At 68.8% G+C, this 17,499-nt stretch carries 10 protein-coding genes, 1 tRNA gene and 2 pseudogenes; 6 read left to right on the top strand and 7 right to left on the bottom strand.

All coding sequences use genetic code 11. The annotated features are described in order from the left end of the window. The first annotated feature begins 179 nt into the window (after positions 1-179). A complete protein-coding gene (locus tag ACFXKA_RS25325; protein WP_354834195.1) occupies positions 180-482 on the top strand; it encodes an excalibur calcium-binding domain-containing protein in 303 nt (100 codons plus the stop codon). Positions 483-667: 185 nt separating this feature from the next. Here ACFXKA_RS25325 and ACFXKA_RS25320 read toward each other — a convergent pair whose 3' ends face one another. Then, complete coding sequence (locus ACFXKA_RS25320) at positions 668-892, bottom strand: DUF3618 domain-containing protein (protein ID WP_354834192.1); 225 nt, start codon at positions 890-892, stop codon at positions 668-670. 140 nt (positions 893-1,032) lie between these two features. Between ACFXKA_RS25320 and bcp the strand changes: the two genes are divergently transcribed. Both bcp and ACFXKA_RS25310 read left to right on the top strand, forming a co-directional pair. Next, a complete protein-coding gene (bcp, locus tag ACFXKA_RS25315) occupies positions 1,033-1,506 on the top strand; it encodes a thioredoxin-dependent thiol peroxidase (protein ID WP_354834189.1) in 474 nt (157 codons plus the stop codon). Between the two features lie 60 nt (positions 1,507-1,566). Continuing rightward, positions 1,567-1,671, top strand: a pseudogene (locus ACFXKA_RS25310) (peroxiredoxin); the annotation flags it as partial. Positions 1,672-1,741: 70 nt separating this feature from the next. Here ACFXKA_RS25310 and ACFXKA_RS25305 read toward each other — a convergent pair. Further along, complete coding sequence (locus ACFXKA_RS25305) at positions 1,742-3,058, bottom strand: hypothetical protein (protein ID WP_379429157.1); 1,317 nt, start codon at positions 3,056-3,058, stop codon at positions 1,742-1,744. Positions 3,059-3,351: 293 nt separating this feature from the next. On the opposite strand from ACFXKA_RS25305, the gene ACFXKA_RS25300 reads away from it, so the two are divergent. After that, positions 3,352-3,990: a TetR/AcrR family transcriptional regulator gene (locus tag ACFXKA_RS25300; RefSeq protein WP_230329926.1), complete on the top strand. Its 639-nt coding sequence runs from the start codon at positions 3,352-3,354 to the stop codon at positions 3,988-3,990. 31 nt (positions 3,991-4,021) lie between these two features. Here ACFXKA_RS25300 and ACFXKA_RS25295 read toward each other — a convergent pair whose 3' ends face one another. Continuing rightward, positions 4,022-4,444 carry a holo-ACP synthase gene (locus ACFXKA_RS25295; protein WP_354834180.1) on the bottom strand — a complete coding sequence of 141 codons (423 nt, stop codon included), beginning with the start codon at positions 4,442-4,444 and terminating at the stop codon, positions 4,022-4,024. 233 nt (positions 4,445-4,677) lie between these two features. Further along, a complete protein-coding gene (locus tag ACFXKA_RS25290) occupies positions 4,678-14,022 on the bottom strand; it encodes a fatty acid synthase subunit beta domain-containing protein (RefSeq protein ID WP_379429156.1) in 9,345 nt (3,114 codons plus the stop codon). 388 nt (positions 14,023-14,410) lie between these two features. Between ACFXKA_RS25290 and ACFXKA_RS25285 the strand changes: the two genes are divergently transcribed. Next, positions 14,411-14,492 (top strand) — tRNA-Leu (locus ACFXKA_RS25285). Between the two features lie 193 nt (positions 14,493-14,685). On the opposite strand, the gene ACFXKA_RS25280 is transcribed toward ACFXKA_RS25285, so the two are convergent. Continuing rightward, positions 14,686-15,291 (bottom strand): DUF6907 domain-containing protein, encoded by a 606-nt coding sequence (locus ACFXKA_RS25280; protein WP_379429155.1) that lies wholly within the window; start codon positions 15,289-15,291, stop codon positions 14,686-14,688. Between the two features lie 328 nt (positions 15,292-15,619). On the opposite strand from ACFXKA_RS25280, the gene ACFXKA_RS25275 reads away from it, so the two are divergent. Next, positions 15,620-16,513 carry a helix-turn-helix domain-containing protein gene (locus ACFXKA_RS25275; protein ID WP_379429249.1) on the top strand — a complete coding sequence of 298 codons (894 nt, stop codon included), beginning with the start codon at positions 15,620-15,622 and terminating at the stop codon, positions 16,511-16,513. Here ACFXKA_RS25275 and ACFXKA_RS25270 read toward each other — a convergent pair. Both ACFXKA_RS25270 and ACFXKA_RS25265 read right to left on the bottom strand, forming a co-directional pair. Beyond that, entirely contained in the window at positions 16,482-17,297 is an 816-nt protein-coding gene (locus ACFXKA_RS25270) for an alpha/beta fold hydrolase (protein ID WP_379429154.1), read from the bottom strand. The genes ACFXKA_RS25275 and ACFXKA_RS25270 overlap by 32 nt on opposite strands. Before the next feature lie 109 nt (positions 17,298-17,406). Further along, a pseudogene (locus ACFXKA_RS25265) lies at positions 17,407-17,499 on the bottom strand (1,4-dihydroxy-2-naphthoyl-CoA synthase); the annotation flags it as partial.

Raw genomic sequence — 17,499 nt, 5'->3', positions numbered from 1 at the left:
GCAAATCCCCTAATTCACCTGGATGAATAGCCCATCCGGTTGACAATGCAACGTTGCGCCAGAAAACTCGACGCCGAGCCCGGACCGGTCACCGCGCCGCAAGCGCTTGCGGCGGCGGTGGCACATCCGCGCCGAACCGGGCCAGTTGCCACCCCTATTGCGCCGACATTGAGGAATACATGAACGTTCGCCGGCTTCTCGTCACCGCCAGCGTCGCAGGACTGACGACCATCGCAGCCCAGACCGTCGCCCTCGCCGACGTCCCCACCGGTTCCTCCGGCACCGGTTCCTCCGCCATCGACACCGGCTCCGCCGCCACCGGCTCGGCGGGCCTGTCCCAGACCGGTTCGGCCGGCGGACCCACCTACCAGAACTGCGACCAGGCCCGTGCGGCCGGCGTGGCGCCGCTGTTCCGCGGCCAGCCCGGCTACAGCCCGCACCTGGACCCGGACGGCACCGGAATGGCTTGCCCCACCGTCTGACAACTCTCGGGCCCTCGGGGACACACCCCTGAAACCCCAAAAGCCAATGCGGCCCGGTCCTTTCGGACCGGGCCGCCTGGCGTTTGGGACCCAGCGATACGAATATGGCCCGGTCCTGTTGGACCGGGCCATATTCGGGTTCGGGATTCAGGGGCGACCCCTGAGTGTCCGAGAGTCGGCGCTGCTCAGCGGCGGAAGATCTTGACCACGACAAGGGTCGCGACCAGGGCGCCGGCGCCGATGAGGCTGTACTTGATCTTGGGCTCGTTCAGCTTCGCCAGAACCGACCGCTTGGCATTGTCGGCCAGCCGCTGGGGATCGGCGCGGACCGCGAGTTCATCGAGGGTACTCGCGAGCCGGTTGCGTGCTGCCTCGATCTCCCGCTCGATCGCCTCGGTATCTCTCGCCACGTCACACTCCTGTCTGGAAACCGCGCTGGAAGGCGGCATTGTCGTCTCGGGGCCGCTCGCGCGACGCAGGCGCATGCGAGCCGACCTGTTCAGGAGTGTATCGCCAACATCGGCTCGAGCCCGTCGACTAGCGTGGCGGCATGACCGAGAATCACCGACTCAGTCCCGGCGACACCGCGCCCGCCTTCACCCTGCCCGACGCCGACGGCAAGGACGTCTCGCTGTCGGACTACCGCGGGCGCAAGGTGATCGTGTACTTCTACCCGGCCGCCAGCACGCCCGGCTGCACCAAGCAGGCCTGCGATTTCCGCGACAACCTGGCCGATCTCGAAGGCGCCGGCCTCGAGGTCGTCGGCATCTCCCCCGACAAGCCGGCCAAGCTCGCCAAATTCCGCGACACCGAGCAGCTCACCTTCCCGCTGCTGTCCGACCCGGACAAGGAGGTGCTGTCCGCCTACGGCGCGTTCGGCGAGAAGATGATGTACGGCAAGAAGGTCACCGGCGTCATCCGGAGCTCCTTTCTTGTCGATGAGCAGGGCAAGATCGCCCTCGCTCAGTACAACGTGCGCGCGACCGGCCACGTAGCCAAGCTCCGCCGCGACCTGTCGGTATAACCGCGCGCCGTGCCCAGGTCAACCCATGTAGGTGTCAATCGACGAATAACCGGCGTTGTTCGGTCCACCCTCCTGGTCGACGAGAACGGAAAGGTCGAGGTCGCGCAGTACAACGTGAAGGCCACCGGGAACGTCGCCAAGTTGCGCCGCGATCTGTCCGTCTGACCGCGAAAACCCGGAATCCCGGTCCTGATTCGGGCCGGGATTCCGAGCAAGGATCTCGGGAGGGAAGCCGCTACGCCTTCGGCAGCGCCTGTGCCGCCCACTGGAACATCATCCGCCAATGGTTGTCCCACCAGGAGGAGAACTCGGTCGTGTCCAATGGCGGGGGCGCGAGTTCGCCCGGGAACAGCCCGGATTCGGTGGGTGCGCCGACCGTGTGGGTCGGGGCCGGGATGATCGACTCCGGATTGGAGGCCACCTCCGGCTCCGGACGGGCCTTGATCAGCGGCCTGGGTTTTCCGCCGGTCCGCGGGTTGTCGCCGCGCGGACCCCAGTTGAGCGTGGCCGGATCGATGGTCACCATATCGCTGGGCTGCAGTTCGGGCGTGGGTTGACCGTAGGCGGGCTGACCGTAGCTCGGCGTCACCCCATCCGTCGGATCGGCCGGGCCGACCGGCAGTCCGTCGACGAAGGGACCGCCAGGTCCGATCTCAGTTGTGGCGGGCGCCGGTGCCTCGCCGGCCGGATGCTCGGCAGGGTTGCGCGGGTCGGCGGAGACCCGGGAGTCGATGAGCATCGGGGCCGGAACCTTCTTGGAATCACTGCCCGAGGTATAGATCCCGCCCGCCACCAGACCGCCCGCCAGCACGCTGGCCGCCGCGAACAGGGCCGCGGTACCGCGGACTCGGCGGATGCGGTCGGCGGCCTCGCCCGCGAACTCGACCTCGGGCAGGGCGGCCAGGGCCGCGCCGATGGCCGGTGCGGCCGCCGCCACCGAGCACGGGATGACCGGTGCGCCGAAGCCCGACTCCAGGGCGGCCACCACCGCGGGTTCGGTTGCGGCCGAACCGATCAGCACCACCGCGTCCGGCTTCACACCCGCCGCGTCGAACTGGTCCCAGGCGGCGGTGACGGCTGTGCGCATGGCCTCCTCGGTGGCCGCGCCACCGGTGAGCGTCACCGCGGCGAGCACCCGGCTGCGCTCGGGCGAGATGAGCGAGAAGGCCTGGAAGCCGGGCACCACCTCGCAGATGGCGAGATCCTCGAATTCATCCACCCAGGTCATGGCGCGCGCCATCGCGAGGTGCGCGGCCTTGGCCGACACCAGGGAGGCGTCGCGCCAGGAGCCGGCGGCCAGCTTGGTGACGATCGCGCGGCGCTCGGCGGCATCCCGGTAGGCGACCGCCGCGCCGAGAATCTCACGGCCCGTACCGATCCGGTCGGCGATGTCCTCCAGCGCCGACTCCACCGCGACCGCCAAGTCGGCCTTCGTATCGCCGGTGATCGGTTCGACACGCTCGAGCACCACGCGCTCGGACACCTTGTCGCCGTCTTCGGTGAGGGCCACCGCGCGCACCGTGCCGCGCTCGGTCGCGACGCCGATGGTCACCGCGGAACGAACAGGGGTAGAAGCAACCACAATCAGCCTTCCAACGTCGACGTACTGGCGGACGGACAGTCGAGATGCGCCGGCAGAGATCCGCAGCTGGGAGGCAGCTGCGATGGGTGTTCGGAGCCGAACGCGGCGTGGATGGGTTGGGATGCGATGACACACGAAGTACCGCAGCGTGTCATGCGCGTGTCGCTACCCGTAGGCTGTTCATCGTGGAAGCACGCACGGGAACCGGGTCGACGCGACGACCGGACCCTGCGTTGGAGCTGCAGGACGATCCACAGGAGCTGATGCCCCGTCGCCGCCCGACGCAGGAACGATCAAAACGCAAGTTCGACGCCCTGCTGCAGGCATCCCGGGAATTACTCGTCGAGGTCGGCTTCGAATCGTTCACCTGCGAAGAGGTCGCGGCCCGCGCCGAAGTGCCGATCGGCACCCTCTACCAGTTCTTCGCCAACAAGTACGTCATCGTCTGCGAGCTGAATCGACAAGACCTGGTGGCGGTTTCGCAGGAACTGGCCGATTTCCACGGCGAGATCCCGTCCATGGACTGGCTGCGGCACATGACGCAGCTGGTCGATCACCTGGCCGATCTGTGGATGACCGACCCGTCACGGCGCGAGGTGTGGCTGGCCATGCAGTCCACCCCGTCCACGCGTGCGACCGGCGCGATCCACGAAAAGGAATTCGCCGAAGCGGTTTCGCAGATGCTGCGCCCGCTCATGCCGCGCACCCCGCGCGGCCGCCGTTCCATGATGGCGCAGGTGCTGGTGCACGTCGTGTACTCGATGCTGAACTTCTCGGTGCAGGACGGGCTCAGCCATGAGGACGCCGTCGCCGAGCTCAAGCGCCTCATGGTGGCGTATCTGCTGATCGCGGAAAAGGAATCGCGCTCCGGCGGGCAGCGCACCACCTTCGATCCGGAGTAACCGCGACCCTCCCGTTGCGGATCCGCGCGGATCAGTCGCGCATCAGATCGGCCAGTTCGCCCGGATCCTCCAGCACCACCATGGCGGCGGCGGTGTCGCCATCGTGGGTGAGCGACAGGTGAACTCGCACCCGGGGCAGGAATTCCGCTGCCAGCCCGTGCAATTTGATGCTGGGCCGTCCCCAGGCGTCGTTCACGACCTCGATCAACGGGTACGGGTTGTCCCCGATCTGCGGGCTGCGGGCGAAGCGAGAGGTCGCCCACGCCTTGATGACCGCCTCCTTCGCGGCCCACCGGATGGCGTAACTGCGGGCCGGGTCGGTGCCCTTGCTTTGGCAGTAGCGCCGTTCCCCAGCGGTGAAACTCTCCCGGAGCATGGTGGTTCCGGTGCGTTCCAGTTGTTCGGCGAACTCGGAGATGGTGACCAAGTCCAGGCCGATACCCAGGATCGTCACAGTGCGGGACTCCTAGATTCCTTGTGCGTGCAGTCGAATTGGCTGCGAACATACCAGCGGACCTACGGCACCGTAGGCTCCCTCGAACACATGTCCCAGTCGTCGCAGTGCCATTTGGTCCGCTCGCGGACGTGGAAACAGCGGGCCCGCGCCGGCACTCGGAGGAGCGCCGGCGCGAGCCCGCTGTGTCAGACCTGCCGGGGGCTACTTACCGACAGGCCGGTCTGTGTGGCCTACTGGCAGGCCGGTCCCTTCGGCACCGCCACGTAGACGGCGTCGGCGCCGAGCCGGGCCTGCTGCGACAGCAGCATGTCGGCTTCCAGCTGCCGGGACTGCTTGGCCGGGGTGCCGTCGCCGCCGAGGCGACGGTCCGCGGGCCGCTCGTACAGCGGGGCGCCGCCGCACATGGCCTCGGCGAAGCGCTGGCGGCCGGCCAGCTGCCGCTCCTCGGCCTTGCGCTGGTACGCCTCCCGCTGCTCGGCGTCGGCGATGGCCTCGACGAACGCCTGCGGGTGCACGATGGCCAGCAGGCCGGACACGTGCCCGAAGCCGAGCGAGGTGACCAGACCGGCCTTGAGCGGGAAGCGATCTCCCACCGCGAGCGGCTCGCGCAGCCACACCAGGTGCGGGTACTGGGCCATCTTCTCGTCCACGCAGTCGAGGCTGCGGTTGGGCGGGATGACACCATGCTCGAGCACCTGGCACAGGCCGATCATCTGGAACGCCGCCGCGCCGCCCTTCGCGTGACCGGTGAGGGTCTTCTGCGAAATCACGAACAGCGGAGCGCCTTCCGAGCGGCCGATGGCGGTGGCCAGACGCTCGTGCAGCTCGGACTCGTTGGGATCGTTTGCCGCGGTGGAGGTGTCGTGCTTGGAGATCACCGCGATCTCGTCCGGGGTGACGCCGAGCTTGGCGAGTTCCTTGGCCAGCTTGGACTCCGGGCCACCGCGACCCGCACCCAGGGCGCCCAGGCCCGGAGCCGGAATCGAGGTGTGCACGCCGTCGGCGAAGGACTGTGCGTAGGCGACGACGCCCAGCACCGGCAGGCCCATCTCCAGCGCCACCGAGCCGCGGGCCAGCAATACCGTTCCGCCACCCTGCGATTCGACGAAGCCGCCGCGGCGGCGGTCGTTGGCGCGGGAGAAGTAACGGTCGCTGATGCCCTTGGCGGACATGACGGCCGAGTCGGCGGTGGCGGACATGTCGCCGAAGCCCACGATGCCCTCGATGCCGAGGTCGTCGTAGCCGCCCGCGACCACCAGGTCGGCCTTGCCGAGCCGGATCTTGTCCACACCCTCCTCGACGGAGACCGCCGCGGTCGCGCAGGCCGCGACCGGGTGGATCATGCCGCCGTAGGAGCCGACGTAGCTCTGAACCACGTGCGCCAGAGCCACGTTGGGCAGCGCCTCCTGCAGGATGTCGTTGGCCCGCGGCTCACCGAGCAGGTTGTCGATGTAGAGCGAGCGCATCGACGACATGCCGCCCATACCGGTGCCCTGGGTGTTGGCGACCATGGCCGGGTGCACCCAGCTCATGAGTTCCGCCGGGCTGAAGCCCGAGCCCAGGAAGGCGTCCACGGTGCAGACGATGTTCCACAGCGCCACCCGGTCGATGGAGCCGGCCATATCGGCGGAGATGCCCCACTTGGTGGGATCCCAGCCGGTCGGGATCTGACCGCCGACGGTGCGCGACAGCTTGGCCTTGCGCGGCACGCGAATCTCGGTGCCCGCCTTACGGGTCACCTGCCAGTCGTCCGTGCCCGCGACCGGGGTGACGACCGTCTGCTCCGGGTTGGCGGCGAAGAAGGCCCGCGCCTCGGCCTCGCTGTTGACCACGAAGGTGAGGTCCTTGTCCAGGAACACCGAGGTGAGCAGCGGGGCGGCATTGTCGATCATGGCGCCGTCGTCGCCGTAGCGGCGCACGCCGCAGCGCTCCACCACGGTGTCGTGGTAGCGGTCGGCCAGCTCGGATTCCTCGACGTACTCACCGGATTCGGTGTCGTACCAGCCGGGCCTGGGGTCGTTCTCCCAGGTGACCAGGCCGGTGGTCCAGGCCAGCTCGAGCACGCCCGCGGCGGAGAGCTGGTCGGCGACCTCGATCTCGAAGCGGGTGCGCGCCGAACCGTAGGGGCCGAGCTCGCCGGCGCCGACGATGACGACCATGTCGTCGAGATCGGCTGTGACCGAACCCCATTCGGGGGTGGGCAGCTTGGAGGACAGGGTCGGCGGGGCGGGCAGGGCCGAAATGGTCGCGCCGTCAGTGCCTTCCGACTCGTCGGCGGCGGCCTCGGCCTGCTCGCGGGCTTCACGGGCCAGCTCCGGCAGATCCAGCTTGGCTCCGGCGAGACCGCCGGTCAGGTCGATCTGCTGCGGTCCGGCCGCGGTCACCACGCGGGCCCGCGAGCTGCACCACTTGAGCAGTTCGTCGGCCATCTGCAGCGTGGACCAGGTGTGCACGCCCGCCTTCTCGACGGCCGTGACCAGCGGGTCGTTGCCGCCCATGAGGCCGGTGCCGCGCACCCAGCCGATCAGCGCGTGCACCAGGGTGACCCGCTCCGACCAGGACTTCTCCGCGCGCCACTTGGCGACGATGGCGTCCAGGGCGGCCTTGGACTCACCGTAGGCGCCGTCCCCGCCGAACATGCCGCGGTTGGGCGAACCCGGCAGCACCACATGAAGTTTCGCGTCCACGTCGTGGTCGGCGCCCAGCTTGGACAGGCCGCCGATGAGACGCTCCACCGACCACAGCAGCACCCGCATCTCCATTTCGGCGCGAGCGCCGGCGTCGGAGAGGTCACCGGCCACGCGCGGCGCGGCGAAGGGCAGCAGCAGGGTGGGGGTCATCGCCTCCTTGACGAGAACCTTTGCACCACCGGCATTGTCGACCTGCTCGTTGCCGACCCAGTCGATGAGCGCGTCGATATCGGTGTAGGAGGCCATGTTCGCCGGGACCACCCACAGCGCGGCCCCCTTGCGGGCGTTCTCGCGGTAGAGCTGCTTGTAGAAGCCCAGGCGCTCGTCGTCCAGCTTGGAGGTGGTGACCACGACCGTGGCGCCACCCGCGAGCAGCCGGCCGGTGGCCGCCGCCGCGATGGAACCCTTACTGGCACCGGTGATCACGGCGATGTCGGAGGACCAGACGCCGGGATCCGCGCTGCTGCGGGCGGCTTCGGCGATCGCGCCGTAGACACCGGCCAGCACCGAGCGGGCCTCCGTCATGGCCCGGTTGCGCCACCAGGTGGCCTGCGCGGCAACGGCTTCACCGGCGCCGAGGTAGCCGTCCACCACCGGTTCGGCCGGCAGCGAGCCGTCGTTGCCGAACCACAGGCGGGCGAGATCCTCACGGGCGCTGGCCCACCGGTCGTCGATGAGCACAGCCTTGCGGGCGTCGAAGGCGGGCGCGACCAGTCGCGGCCAGTCCGAACCCAGTTCGGCCGAGACCAGGTCCACCAGGGTGTCCGTGGTCGCCTCCGGCGCGGACGCCTGCTCGGCGTGGCCCAGGGACTCCAGGATCACCCGGGCGGCCTGCGCCAGCACGCCGTCGCGGCCGGTGATCTGCTCGGTGAACTCGCCCAGCGCGGCCGCGTCGACGGTCGCGCCGCCACCACCACCGGCGGACGGCATGGAGACCGCGACTCCGCGGCGCAGGGCCACGGCCTGCACGGCGGCGTCGATGGCGGCATCCACGGACGATCCATCGGAGAGGCCGCCGGAGACCAGGCCGCCCAGGTCGCCACCGCGGACCGACTGGCCCTCACGGGTGCCGAGCGAAACCTCGGCGGTGACGTGGCTGACCCAGCCGTCGCCCAGACCCCAGACCTTCTTGACGCGGTCGCCGATGGCGGCGGGCCGCTTGCCGGAGGGGCCGAAAACCTTGCGCAGGTGGTCGCCGATGGCGTCGGAGAGCACCGAGCCGAACGGCTTGTAGGTGCGGGCCAGGCGGTCGACCGTGCCGGACAGCGCGCCCATGTCGGCGTCGGCGGCACCGTCGATGGCGCCGAGCGAGAGCTCCGCGCCGAGGTCGACGAGCAGCTGGTTGCGGCGCGAGGACACGCCGTCACACAGGCCCTCGATGGTGTCCACCGGGCCGATCTGGTCCATGCGCAGCTTGGTCCACAGCGCGATGAGCACGCGGGTGGCGTCGGCGGCGGAGAACGCGATGTCGTCCGGGGTGGGGCCACCGGTCGGCACGGCCACGGGGGCCGGGGCAGCGGCGGCCGCGGGAGCCGGTGCGGCGGAAGCGGTGTCCTTCGATGTCTCAGTGGACGGGGTCTCCTCGGGCTCCTCCACCGGCGCGGGATCGGTATCGGTCGAGTAGACGACGCCGCGCTCGCGTTCGATGTTCAGCACCTCGACCACCGCGCTGCCGAACTGCGGCAGCTTCAGCGTGTTGGACGCCAGGTTCGCGACGGTCGGCGTTGCGGCCAAACCGATTTCGACGAACCGCTCGATGCCGACACCACCGTGCTCGACATCGGTGAACAGCAGGTCCTGGGTCTCGATCCAGCGGACGGGGCTGGCGAATTGCCAGGCCAGCAGCTCGACCAGAACCACGCGGCACAGCTCCACCTGCTTGGCGGACCACTCGTCCCAGTTCGCCAGCACCTCCGCGAGGGGCTCGGACGGCACCAGATCGGCGATCTCCTGGACGTATTCGCGCTCCAGGTTGAACACGCGCGGCACCAGGTTCGGGATGTAGCGGCCGATGAGCAGGCTCGGGTCCAGGTCCTGCGGCAGCAGCTCCAGCAGCTTGCCGCGGAATTCCGGCACACCGGCGCGCAACACGGTGGAGTGGAACGGCACGTCGATACCCGGGATGAGCACGAACGCCCGCTTGCCGCCGGTCTCGGCGCGCAGCCGCTCGATCTCGGTCTCGAGCGCCTCCATGCCCTTCACGGTGCCCGCGATGGCGTACTGCGCGCCGCGCAGGTTGAGGTTGACCACCTCGAGGAATTCCCCGGCCTGCTCGCCGAGGTTCTTCACCCAGTCGATGACCTGGTCGTCGGCGATGCCGATCTGCGAGGGCCGGATGGCCGCCATGCGGTAGTCGCTGCGGCCCTGGGCATCCCGGGGCACCAACTCGTGCATGGCCGAGCCGCGCTGGAAGACGACCTCCAGCACGGCGTTCAGCGGCAGCACGCCCGCCGCGGCGGACAGCGCGTTGTACTCACCGACGGAATGCCCGGCGAGCATGGCCCCCTCGATGAAGGCGCCGGCCTCACGCAGCTCCGCGACCTGCGCGACACCCAGCGTGGCCATGGCCACCTGGGTGAACTGGGTCAGGTGCAGCACGCCCTGCGGGTGGCGGTACTCGACGCCGCGCGCCTTGAGGTAGGTCGGGTTGTCGCGCACCACGGCCAGAATCGAGAAGCCCAGGGCCTCACGGGTGTGCTTGTCGGCGCGATCCCAGATGTCCTTGGCGGCCTTGGACCGCGTCCGGGCTTCCAGACCCATCCCCTTGGCCTGAATGCCCTGTCCCGGGAAGGCGTAGACCGTCTTCGGCGGCGCGATGCGACCGGTGGCGGTCATCACCAGGTTGCCGTCGATGCGGCAGGAGACCTCGACGATCTCCGAACCCCGGTCCACCGCAACGCGTTCCACGCGGACATCGATCTTGGCGCCGAGCCGGACCATGCCCAGGAAGCGGGTGGTCCAGGCGGTGATGGTGCGCGGCGGCACCTTGTCGCTCAGATCGATGGCCGAGACGGCGTGCTGCGCGGCGGCCGACAGCCACATGCCGTGCACGATCGGGTTGCCCAGACCGGCCAGCTTCGCGGCGTTGTCGGAGGTGTGGATCGGGTTGAAGTCGCCCGAGACCTGCGCGAAGGCGCCCATGGCGCGCGGCGCGACCAGGGCCACGTCGCGCCGGCGACGGCGCGGGGTGTCGGAGGCGGCCTCGGACAGCGAGCCCGCGGCGCGCGGCGGGTCGGCCAGCTCGGCCCGGCCGGTGCGACCGCGAATGGCGAAGCGCTCCACCAGTTTCGCGACGGCCGGGGTCTCCAGGCCGTGGTCGCGCATGACACCGACGGTGACCTTGACCTCGACCACGCGGCCCAGGTCGGTGTCGAGCACCTCGGCGGATTCGGCGCGGACGGCGAGCACGGCGTGCTCCGCGGGCAGCTCGCCCAGCAGCTCGATCTGATGGTCCAGGTGGACCAGATCCAGCATGCCCTCGATGACGCTCTGCGCGTCGGCGGTACGGGTAGCGCCCAGGACCGCGAAAACGGCGGGCCAGCAGGCGCCGACGAGCACGTCGGGGGCGGTGCGGCCGATGGTGCTCAGGTTGTCGGGCAGGCCCGCGCCGGTGACACCGGCGTGGTCGGCGATCAGGTCCGGGCTCCAGGCCAGGTTGACGTGCGCCACCTGGGCGCCGTCGACGGCCTTGACCTCGGGCAGTGACTGGCCGGCGGCGACGGCCAGCAGCGCCGACATGGCGGCCTCGGCATCGGTGTCCGTGATGACCGGCGCGCCACCGTTGTACACGGAGCCGGGGACGGTGATGCGAATGCGGACGGCATCCTGGCCCAGCAGCGGGACGGTCAATTCCACGTAGGCGGAATCGGATTCGGGGCCCTCGGTGGCGGACAGGGTGGAGCCGGTGCGCGGGTGCTTGGCGCCCTTGCCGTTCATCTCCCACTCGTCCAGGTCGCCCAGGCGGTGGATGGGGTTGACGGTGGTGCGGCCGGCCCACTGCACGTCGGGGGCGGCGAGCACGATGTCGAGCAGGCCGTTGGCGACCTCGGCGCGGCGGCGGCCGTCCACGGCGGCCGGGACGACGCCCGCGCGCACCAGGGAGTAGGCGGTGTTCTGCTCGAAACGGTCGAGCAGCTCACCGACCGGCTCGTCGACGCGGGTGATGCCCGCGACGGCGACGGTGCCGGGGATGATGCAGACCTGGTCGGCGGTGTAGCGCGGATCGTGGGCCTGCCACAGCGAATCCGAGCGCCACCAGCGGCGCACGTCCTGGTCGACGACCGGGACGAAGTTGACCGGCTTGCCGGGGGTCTTGCACAGCGCGACGAAGAACGGGACGTCGGCCGGGTGCAGGACGGTGCCGGCGGCGGCCGGGTACTGCTCCTTCAGGGTGCAGATGGCCTGGACCGGGGTCTCGAAGGCGGAGTCGTCCGCGAAAAGGGTTGCGATTTCACCACGGTCGGCCGGGTTGAGCCGGGATTCGGTGCGGCGCACCATCTCCGCGAACCGGTCGCGCCAGGTGATGTCCAGCCACACCGAGCGGGTGGCGTCGACGATGGCGTCGGAGAAGTCGGCACCGCAGTCGAAGTCCTTGCGGCGGTCCAGTCCGACGGCCAGCTCGACGTAGCGCTCCAGCCACTCCAGGTAGGTCATGGTGGCGACATCGCCGAAGTACGGCTTGGCGGTCGCGTCGAGGGCCGCGATGATCTCGGCGCGGCGGGCGGCCACGGCCTCGGCGTCACCGGCGACCTCGTCCAGCAGGCGGCCGGTGCGGGAGGCGGCATTGTCGATCTCGTGGATATCCGCGCCCAATTGGCTACGGCCGGAAGCCATGCCGCCGACCGCGGTGCCCGCACCGACCCAGTCGGGGGTGCCGGGGGTGTCGACCAGCAGCTGCTTCACCTCGGGGGCGGTGGTGGCCTCGAGGGTGGCCATGGCGGCGGTGCCGACCAGGACGCCGTCCAGCGGCATGGCCGGGTAGCCGTGCTGCTGCGACCACTCGCCGGTGAGGTATTCGGTGGCGCGCTCGGGAGTGCCGATACCGCCGCCGACGCAGACGATCACGTTCTCGCGGCCACGCAGTTCGGCGTAGGTCGCGAGCAGCAGGTCGTCGAGGTCTTCCCAGGAGTGGTGGCCACCGGCACGGCCGCCCTCGATGTGCATGATCACCGGGTACGACGGCACGGCGTCGGCGATGCGCAGCACGGCGCGGATCTGGGCCACGGTGCCGGGCTTGAAGGCCACGTGGGTGATGCCGACCTCGGACAGCTCCTCGATGAGGGCGACGGCCTCTTCGAGTTCCGGGATGCCGGCGGTGACGATGACGCCGTCCAGCGGGGCGCCGGCGCTGCGGGCGCGCTGCACCAGGCGCTTGCCGCCCAGCTGCAGCTTCCACAGGTACGGGTCCAGGAACAGCGAGTTGAACTGCACCGCGCGGCCGGGCTGCAGCAGCTGCTTCAGCTCCTCGACCCGGTCGGCGAAGATCTGCTCGGTGACCTGACCGCCACCGGCCAGCTCGGCCCAGTGGCCCGCATTGGCCGCGGCCGCAACGATTTTCGCGTCGACGGTGGTGGGGGTCATGCCCGCCAGCAGGATGGGCGAGCGGCCGGTGAGGCGGGTGAACGCGGTCTCGACCACGATGCGGCCATTGGGCAGGCGGACCGGCTTGGGCGCGAATTCGCTCCAGGCCGCGGCGACCTCGGGGGCCGCGCCGGGGGTGAACAGGCTGCGCTGGCCCGGGCGGGTGGAGGCGGCGAGCACACCGACGCCGGTGCCCTTGAGCGAGCCGGCGGTGAGGCGGGTCAGCAGGTCGCCGGGACCGAGGTCCAGGATCCACTGCGCGCCACGGGAGACCGTGTCGTCGACGGTGCCGACCCAGTCGATCGGGTCGACGAGCACTTCCCGGGCGAGGCGCGCGGCCAGCTCGGTGTCCAGGCCACACTGCTGGGCCCAGCCCTCGACCAGGTCGACGGTCTCGGCCAGCGCCGGGTGGTGGAAGGCCACCTCGACCGGGACGTCCTCGAAAACGGGGGCGAAGACCGCGCCGCCGCGCTTCTTGGCGTCGCGCTCGGCGGCCTGCTCGGCATTGATCTCGGCGGCACGCTGGCGCACGCGGTCGAGCTGGCCGACCGGGCCGCTCAGCACGGTGCGGCGGCGGCCGTTGCGAATGGACAGTACGGCGGCCTTCTCCGGCGCGACACCGGCCATGACCTCGGCGACAACGGCTTCCAGGTCCTCGGGGTCGACATTGGAGACGGCGACCATGGGGGACTTCTCCCCCACCGGGAGCAGACCGCGGCGGCGGGCGACCAGGCCGGCCGCGGCGCCGATCATCTGGGCGATGGCCAGCAGTTCGGCGTCCCGCTGCCCGTGCGCCTCGGCGGCGGCGGCGGCGATGCGGCCCTGCGAGTGGCCGATAACGGCGGCGGGCGCGTGCGCGACGATGTCGAGGCCCTGCAGGCGCAGCGCGCGCAGCGCGGCGACCTGGGTCAGGAACACACCCGGCATCGAGACGGCGGCGGAGCGCAACACCTGCGCTGACGGCGCTCCCGACACCTCCCCCTGTTCCGGGTCGGCGATCTCTTCTTCCAGCATCCATGCGATGGGGTCGAAACCGACCGGCCGGACCACAAGCAGCTGCGCCGCGATCGGTTCCAGCGTGGTGGCGGCCTCGTTGACCAGCGCCCTCAGCTCGGGCTCCAGGGCGGAATCCCGCCCGATCTCCTCGAGCTCGGTAAGCCACTGCGCGCCCTGCCCACCGAATGCGAGAGCATACGGCGCACCCCCCAGCAACCGGTCCAGCAGTGACGACCTGACACCACTCTCCCGTGACTTCCCCGCCGCCCTGGCCTTCGATCCGGTTCCGGTGCTCTCGTTGATCGTCAAGACGTTCGACTTCCTTCTCCTGGCGGCCAGCCTCCAAGGACTGGGCCGCGCTCACGGTGCGCAGGTATCCCTCCGGCCCGCAGGCCCTGGTAGAAGCCGAGGATGGCACAAAATCATGAGGATCTCCTCATGTTTGGTCACCAACCGGGTACTTACTGGGCAGTTTTTCCGTACGTTCGTACCAGAATGACGCGAAACATGACTCTCCCTCATATTTGAAGCCGCTGGTTGGCTCGGTTACGTTCGTGTAGGAAATGTGAGGCTCCCTCACGTTGAGGTTTATTAAATCGTTATAATCCCTGGTGAGGTTACCGACCAGTACGCCACACCCGCCCGGTGCTTCGCGATCCCAGTTAGACCCGGTAAAGTTTGGACGGTCGTACCGTTAGCGCGAGTGGCGAAATTGGCATACGCGCCAGATTTAGGTTCTGGTGTCCTAGGACGTGCGGGTTCAAGTCCCGCCTCGCGCACAGCAGCGTGGCATCTGTGCCACGTATGACGAACCCGGTGTTCGAGTGCCCTCAGACACTGGAAGGCTAACCAGTGGCTATCGCTGAACCCCGGCAGGCCGGGGTCGATCGAGTGTTATTGGTAGGTAGCAGGTCTCGCCATCGCCTCGCGGTCCATTCAGGGGCCAGCACATCGGACCGATGACGATCCGGGCTAAAGGGTGCTGTCGAGGTCATCGGCGGCGTTCAGAAGCGCTGCCGCGATGCGGCGGGCCTCAGGGCCGGTAAGCTCCGTTGTTTCGCCTTCCCGCACTGTCAGGGCCACAGCCAGTCGGCGATCGAAACGGGTGTCTTTGGCGCACAACCGCACTCGGACTCTGCTACCGGACAGTTGAGGTCCTATCACCGGCACCGTCCACGGCCTGCTGCTGTGCCACTGTTCGGCCTTCGGATCCATCGCCTCGTCGTGCTGTCTACACCACGGAGGGCAGGCATGGGCCTGCAGCAGGCCGTCTGCCAGAATTCGGGAATCCCATAAATCCCCGGTCGCTACGAGAGCTTCGGCAAGCTGCCGTGCCTGTGCGGCGGTCATCTCGGAATGGACGCGGCTCGGCGCAACCAGATCGATCCAGCTGTATCGCAGCCCATGACAGTCGTGAGCGTTCAACTGCACGAACAACGCTGGAAGCCCGGACCGCGCCGGCATCTCAACCAGCACTGGCCGCTCCTGGCCACAATGGTGACAGCCATCGCCGGGTGCGAACGGATCCGGGTCGTCGTGCTCTACGCACCACGCCGGACACGGCAAAACCGTGGACATCTCGTACCAATCCCCTGTGCACGCCCTTCTGCGAGGGCTACGCCCCCTTCACGCAGCCCTCGCAGCGGGATCCCCGTCCTCCTCCTGCGAGGCGGGGAAACTATCGGGCTCCGCACCATTCAGGGTGCTTCCGATATACGCGGAGCCGAATGCAACTACTCACCGACGACTCCGAGGTTGGTGTCCGAGGAGCCGGTGCGAGGGAAATAAGAACACGCCCGGATTGCGCCGGTAAAGACGCCGGGCGCACGCTGGCCAGAGGTACCTCTGGCCAGTGGTCGATTCGACATAGGCGGGACCCGCGCTCCCACTTGGGTTTCCGGTGTGCATGGGCTCAAACTCATTCGGGCTGTATCGCTTCCCGGAGAGTATCCTGCTCGCCGTGAACGCTGGCTACACCGCACCGGGGGGAACCGAGGTTGACCAGTTGCTGGCCCCCAACCTCGGTGACTTCGTCCGGACCCACCGCACGATTCCGAGGCACCCGGACCATCCCCGCGGCTTCAGCCGTCCGGCACTGGCCGGTCTCTGTGACGTCAGCGCCAGTTATATAGCTCAGATCGAGCAGCGTGAGAAGACCTCACCGAGTCCCGAAGTGGTGGACGCGATTGCCCGCGCACTGCGGCTGACGCCCGCCGAACGGCAGCATATGCACAATCTCGCCGCACCCAAGACTCCGGGCCCGCGTACCCACACACCGATGCCGGTCGCCGAGATGCGTGAACTGATCTCCGACGATCTACGCGCTGCCGCCGACGGCCTGATTCCACATCTGTCGGGGTATATCGACGAGCGATGGAATGTGTTGTGGACCAACGAAGCCTACGACCGCGCGTATCCGCGGCTGTCGGAAGTGGAGAATATTCTGGTCTGGTTCTTCCTGGTCCCGGAGTCGCACCAGGTAATGATCGAATGGGAGGACGAAGCCCGGCTGACCGTGAACTGGTTCAGATGGCACATGGGCAGATACCAGAACCCACAGTGGGCACTGGATCTGCTCGGCAGGCTCAGCTCATGCGCGGAGTTCCGGGCCATGTATCTAGCCGAGCACGTCGACTTCGAACGCCACCAGCCCTTGATGCACCTGCGTGACCCGGCCACCAGCGAGCCCTACAGTGTGCGGGTCCGGATTACCGATGTGCCCAGCGTAGATGCACCGTTTCAGTGGTTCATCGGCATGCGCCAGTCGTTCAGCGGGCCGCCGAGTTTGCTAACCGACTGAGAAATCCGCCGATCGCATCGTTGACCAGATCCGGGGCCGTCCAATTGGCTGCGTGGCCGGCGCCGGGAACCGTCATCACGGGACCGGCCCCGGCCAGTCCGGCAGCCAAGGCACCGGACTTGTCGGCGGTGCTCGAGGCGTCGAATTCGCCGCGCAAAACTATTGCGGGACACGTGATCTCGCCCAACCGGTCAAGGAGGGACTCCCGTTCGGTCAAGCAGGCGGCCGCCTGAATGATCGCTGAACGGTCACTGGCCGCCCATTTGGCGCGCCACGGCGCCTGATCGGCAGCCGTGCCGCCGATCAGCTGCGGCGCCAAACCGTCGGCCAGAACTGCCAGTGGCACTTCAGGATTCGTCCAGGCGTCGAACAGCTCGCGATACTCTGCCTTCTGCTCGTCGGGCGAGTCACCGGCCTCCGTGTCGAGCAGGATCAGTGCCTGCACGCGCTCCGGTGCGAGCAGCGCGGCTCGCAGAGCCGTGTAGCCGCCCTGCGACATTCCCCCCAGGACCGCGCGGTCCACGCCGGCCGCGTCCATCACGGCCAGCAGGTCGCGCGCTGAATCCCAATAGCTGAAAGACCGATGCGGCTCTGTAGCAGTGCCACCGTGCCCCCGGGCATCCCAGCACAGCACCCGAAAGCCCTTCGCTTCCAGATATTCCACCTGCGGTGCGAACATCGACAGGTCCATGAAGAACCCATGGCTCAACACAACGACGGAGCTGCTGCGAGCACCGGAGTCGGTGTAGAAGATGCGAGCCCCATCGGTACTGACGTACGGCATTGGCGTAGCGTAACCGCGCTTTCTGCCTACTGTCGCGGCCCGAGCACACTCTGTCCAGAGGTGGGTCCGACCGGACAGCATGGCGAAATCCGCAATAGCGCAGGTCAGTTCAGAAGTACCAGGGGTAGGGCTTCCAGTCGGGTTCGCGCTTTTCGAGGAAGGCGTCGCGGCCCTCGACGGCTTCGTCGGTCATGTAGGCCAG

The organism is Nocardia sp. NPDC059228, from assembly GCF_042754245.1.
Taxonomy (GTDB): domain Bacteria; phylum Actinomycetota; class Actinomycetes; order Mycobacteriales; family Mycobacteriaceae; genus Nocardia.
This window is presented reverse-complemented; position numbering and strand designations above follow the sequence as displayed.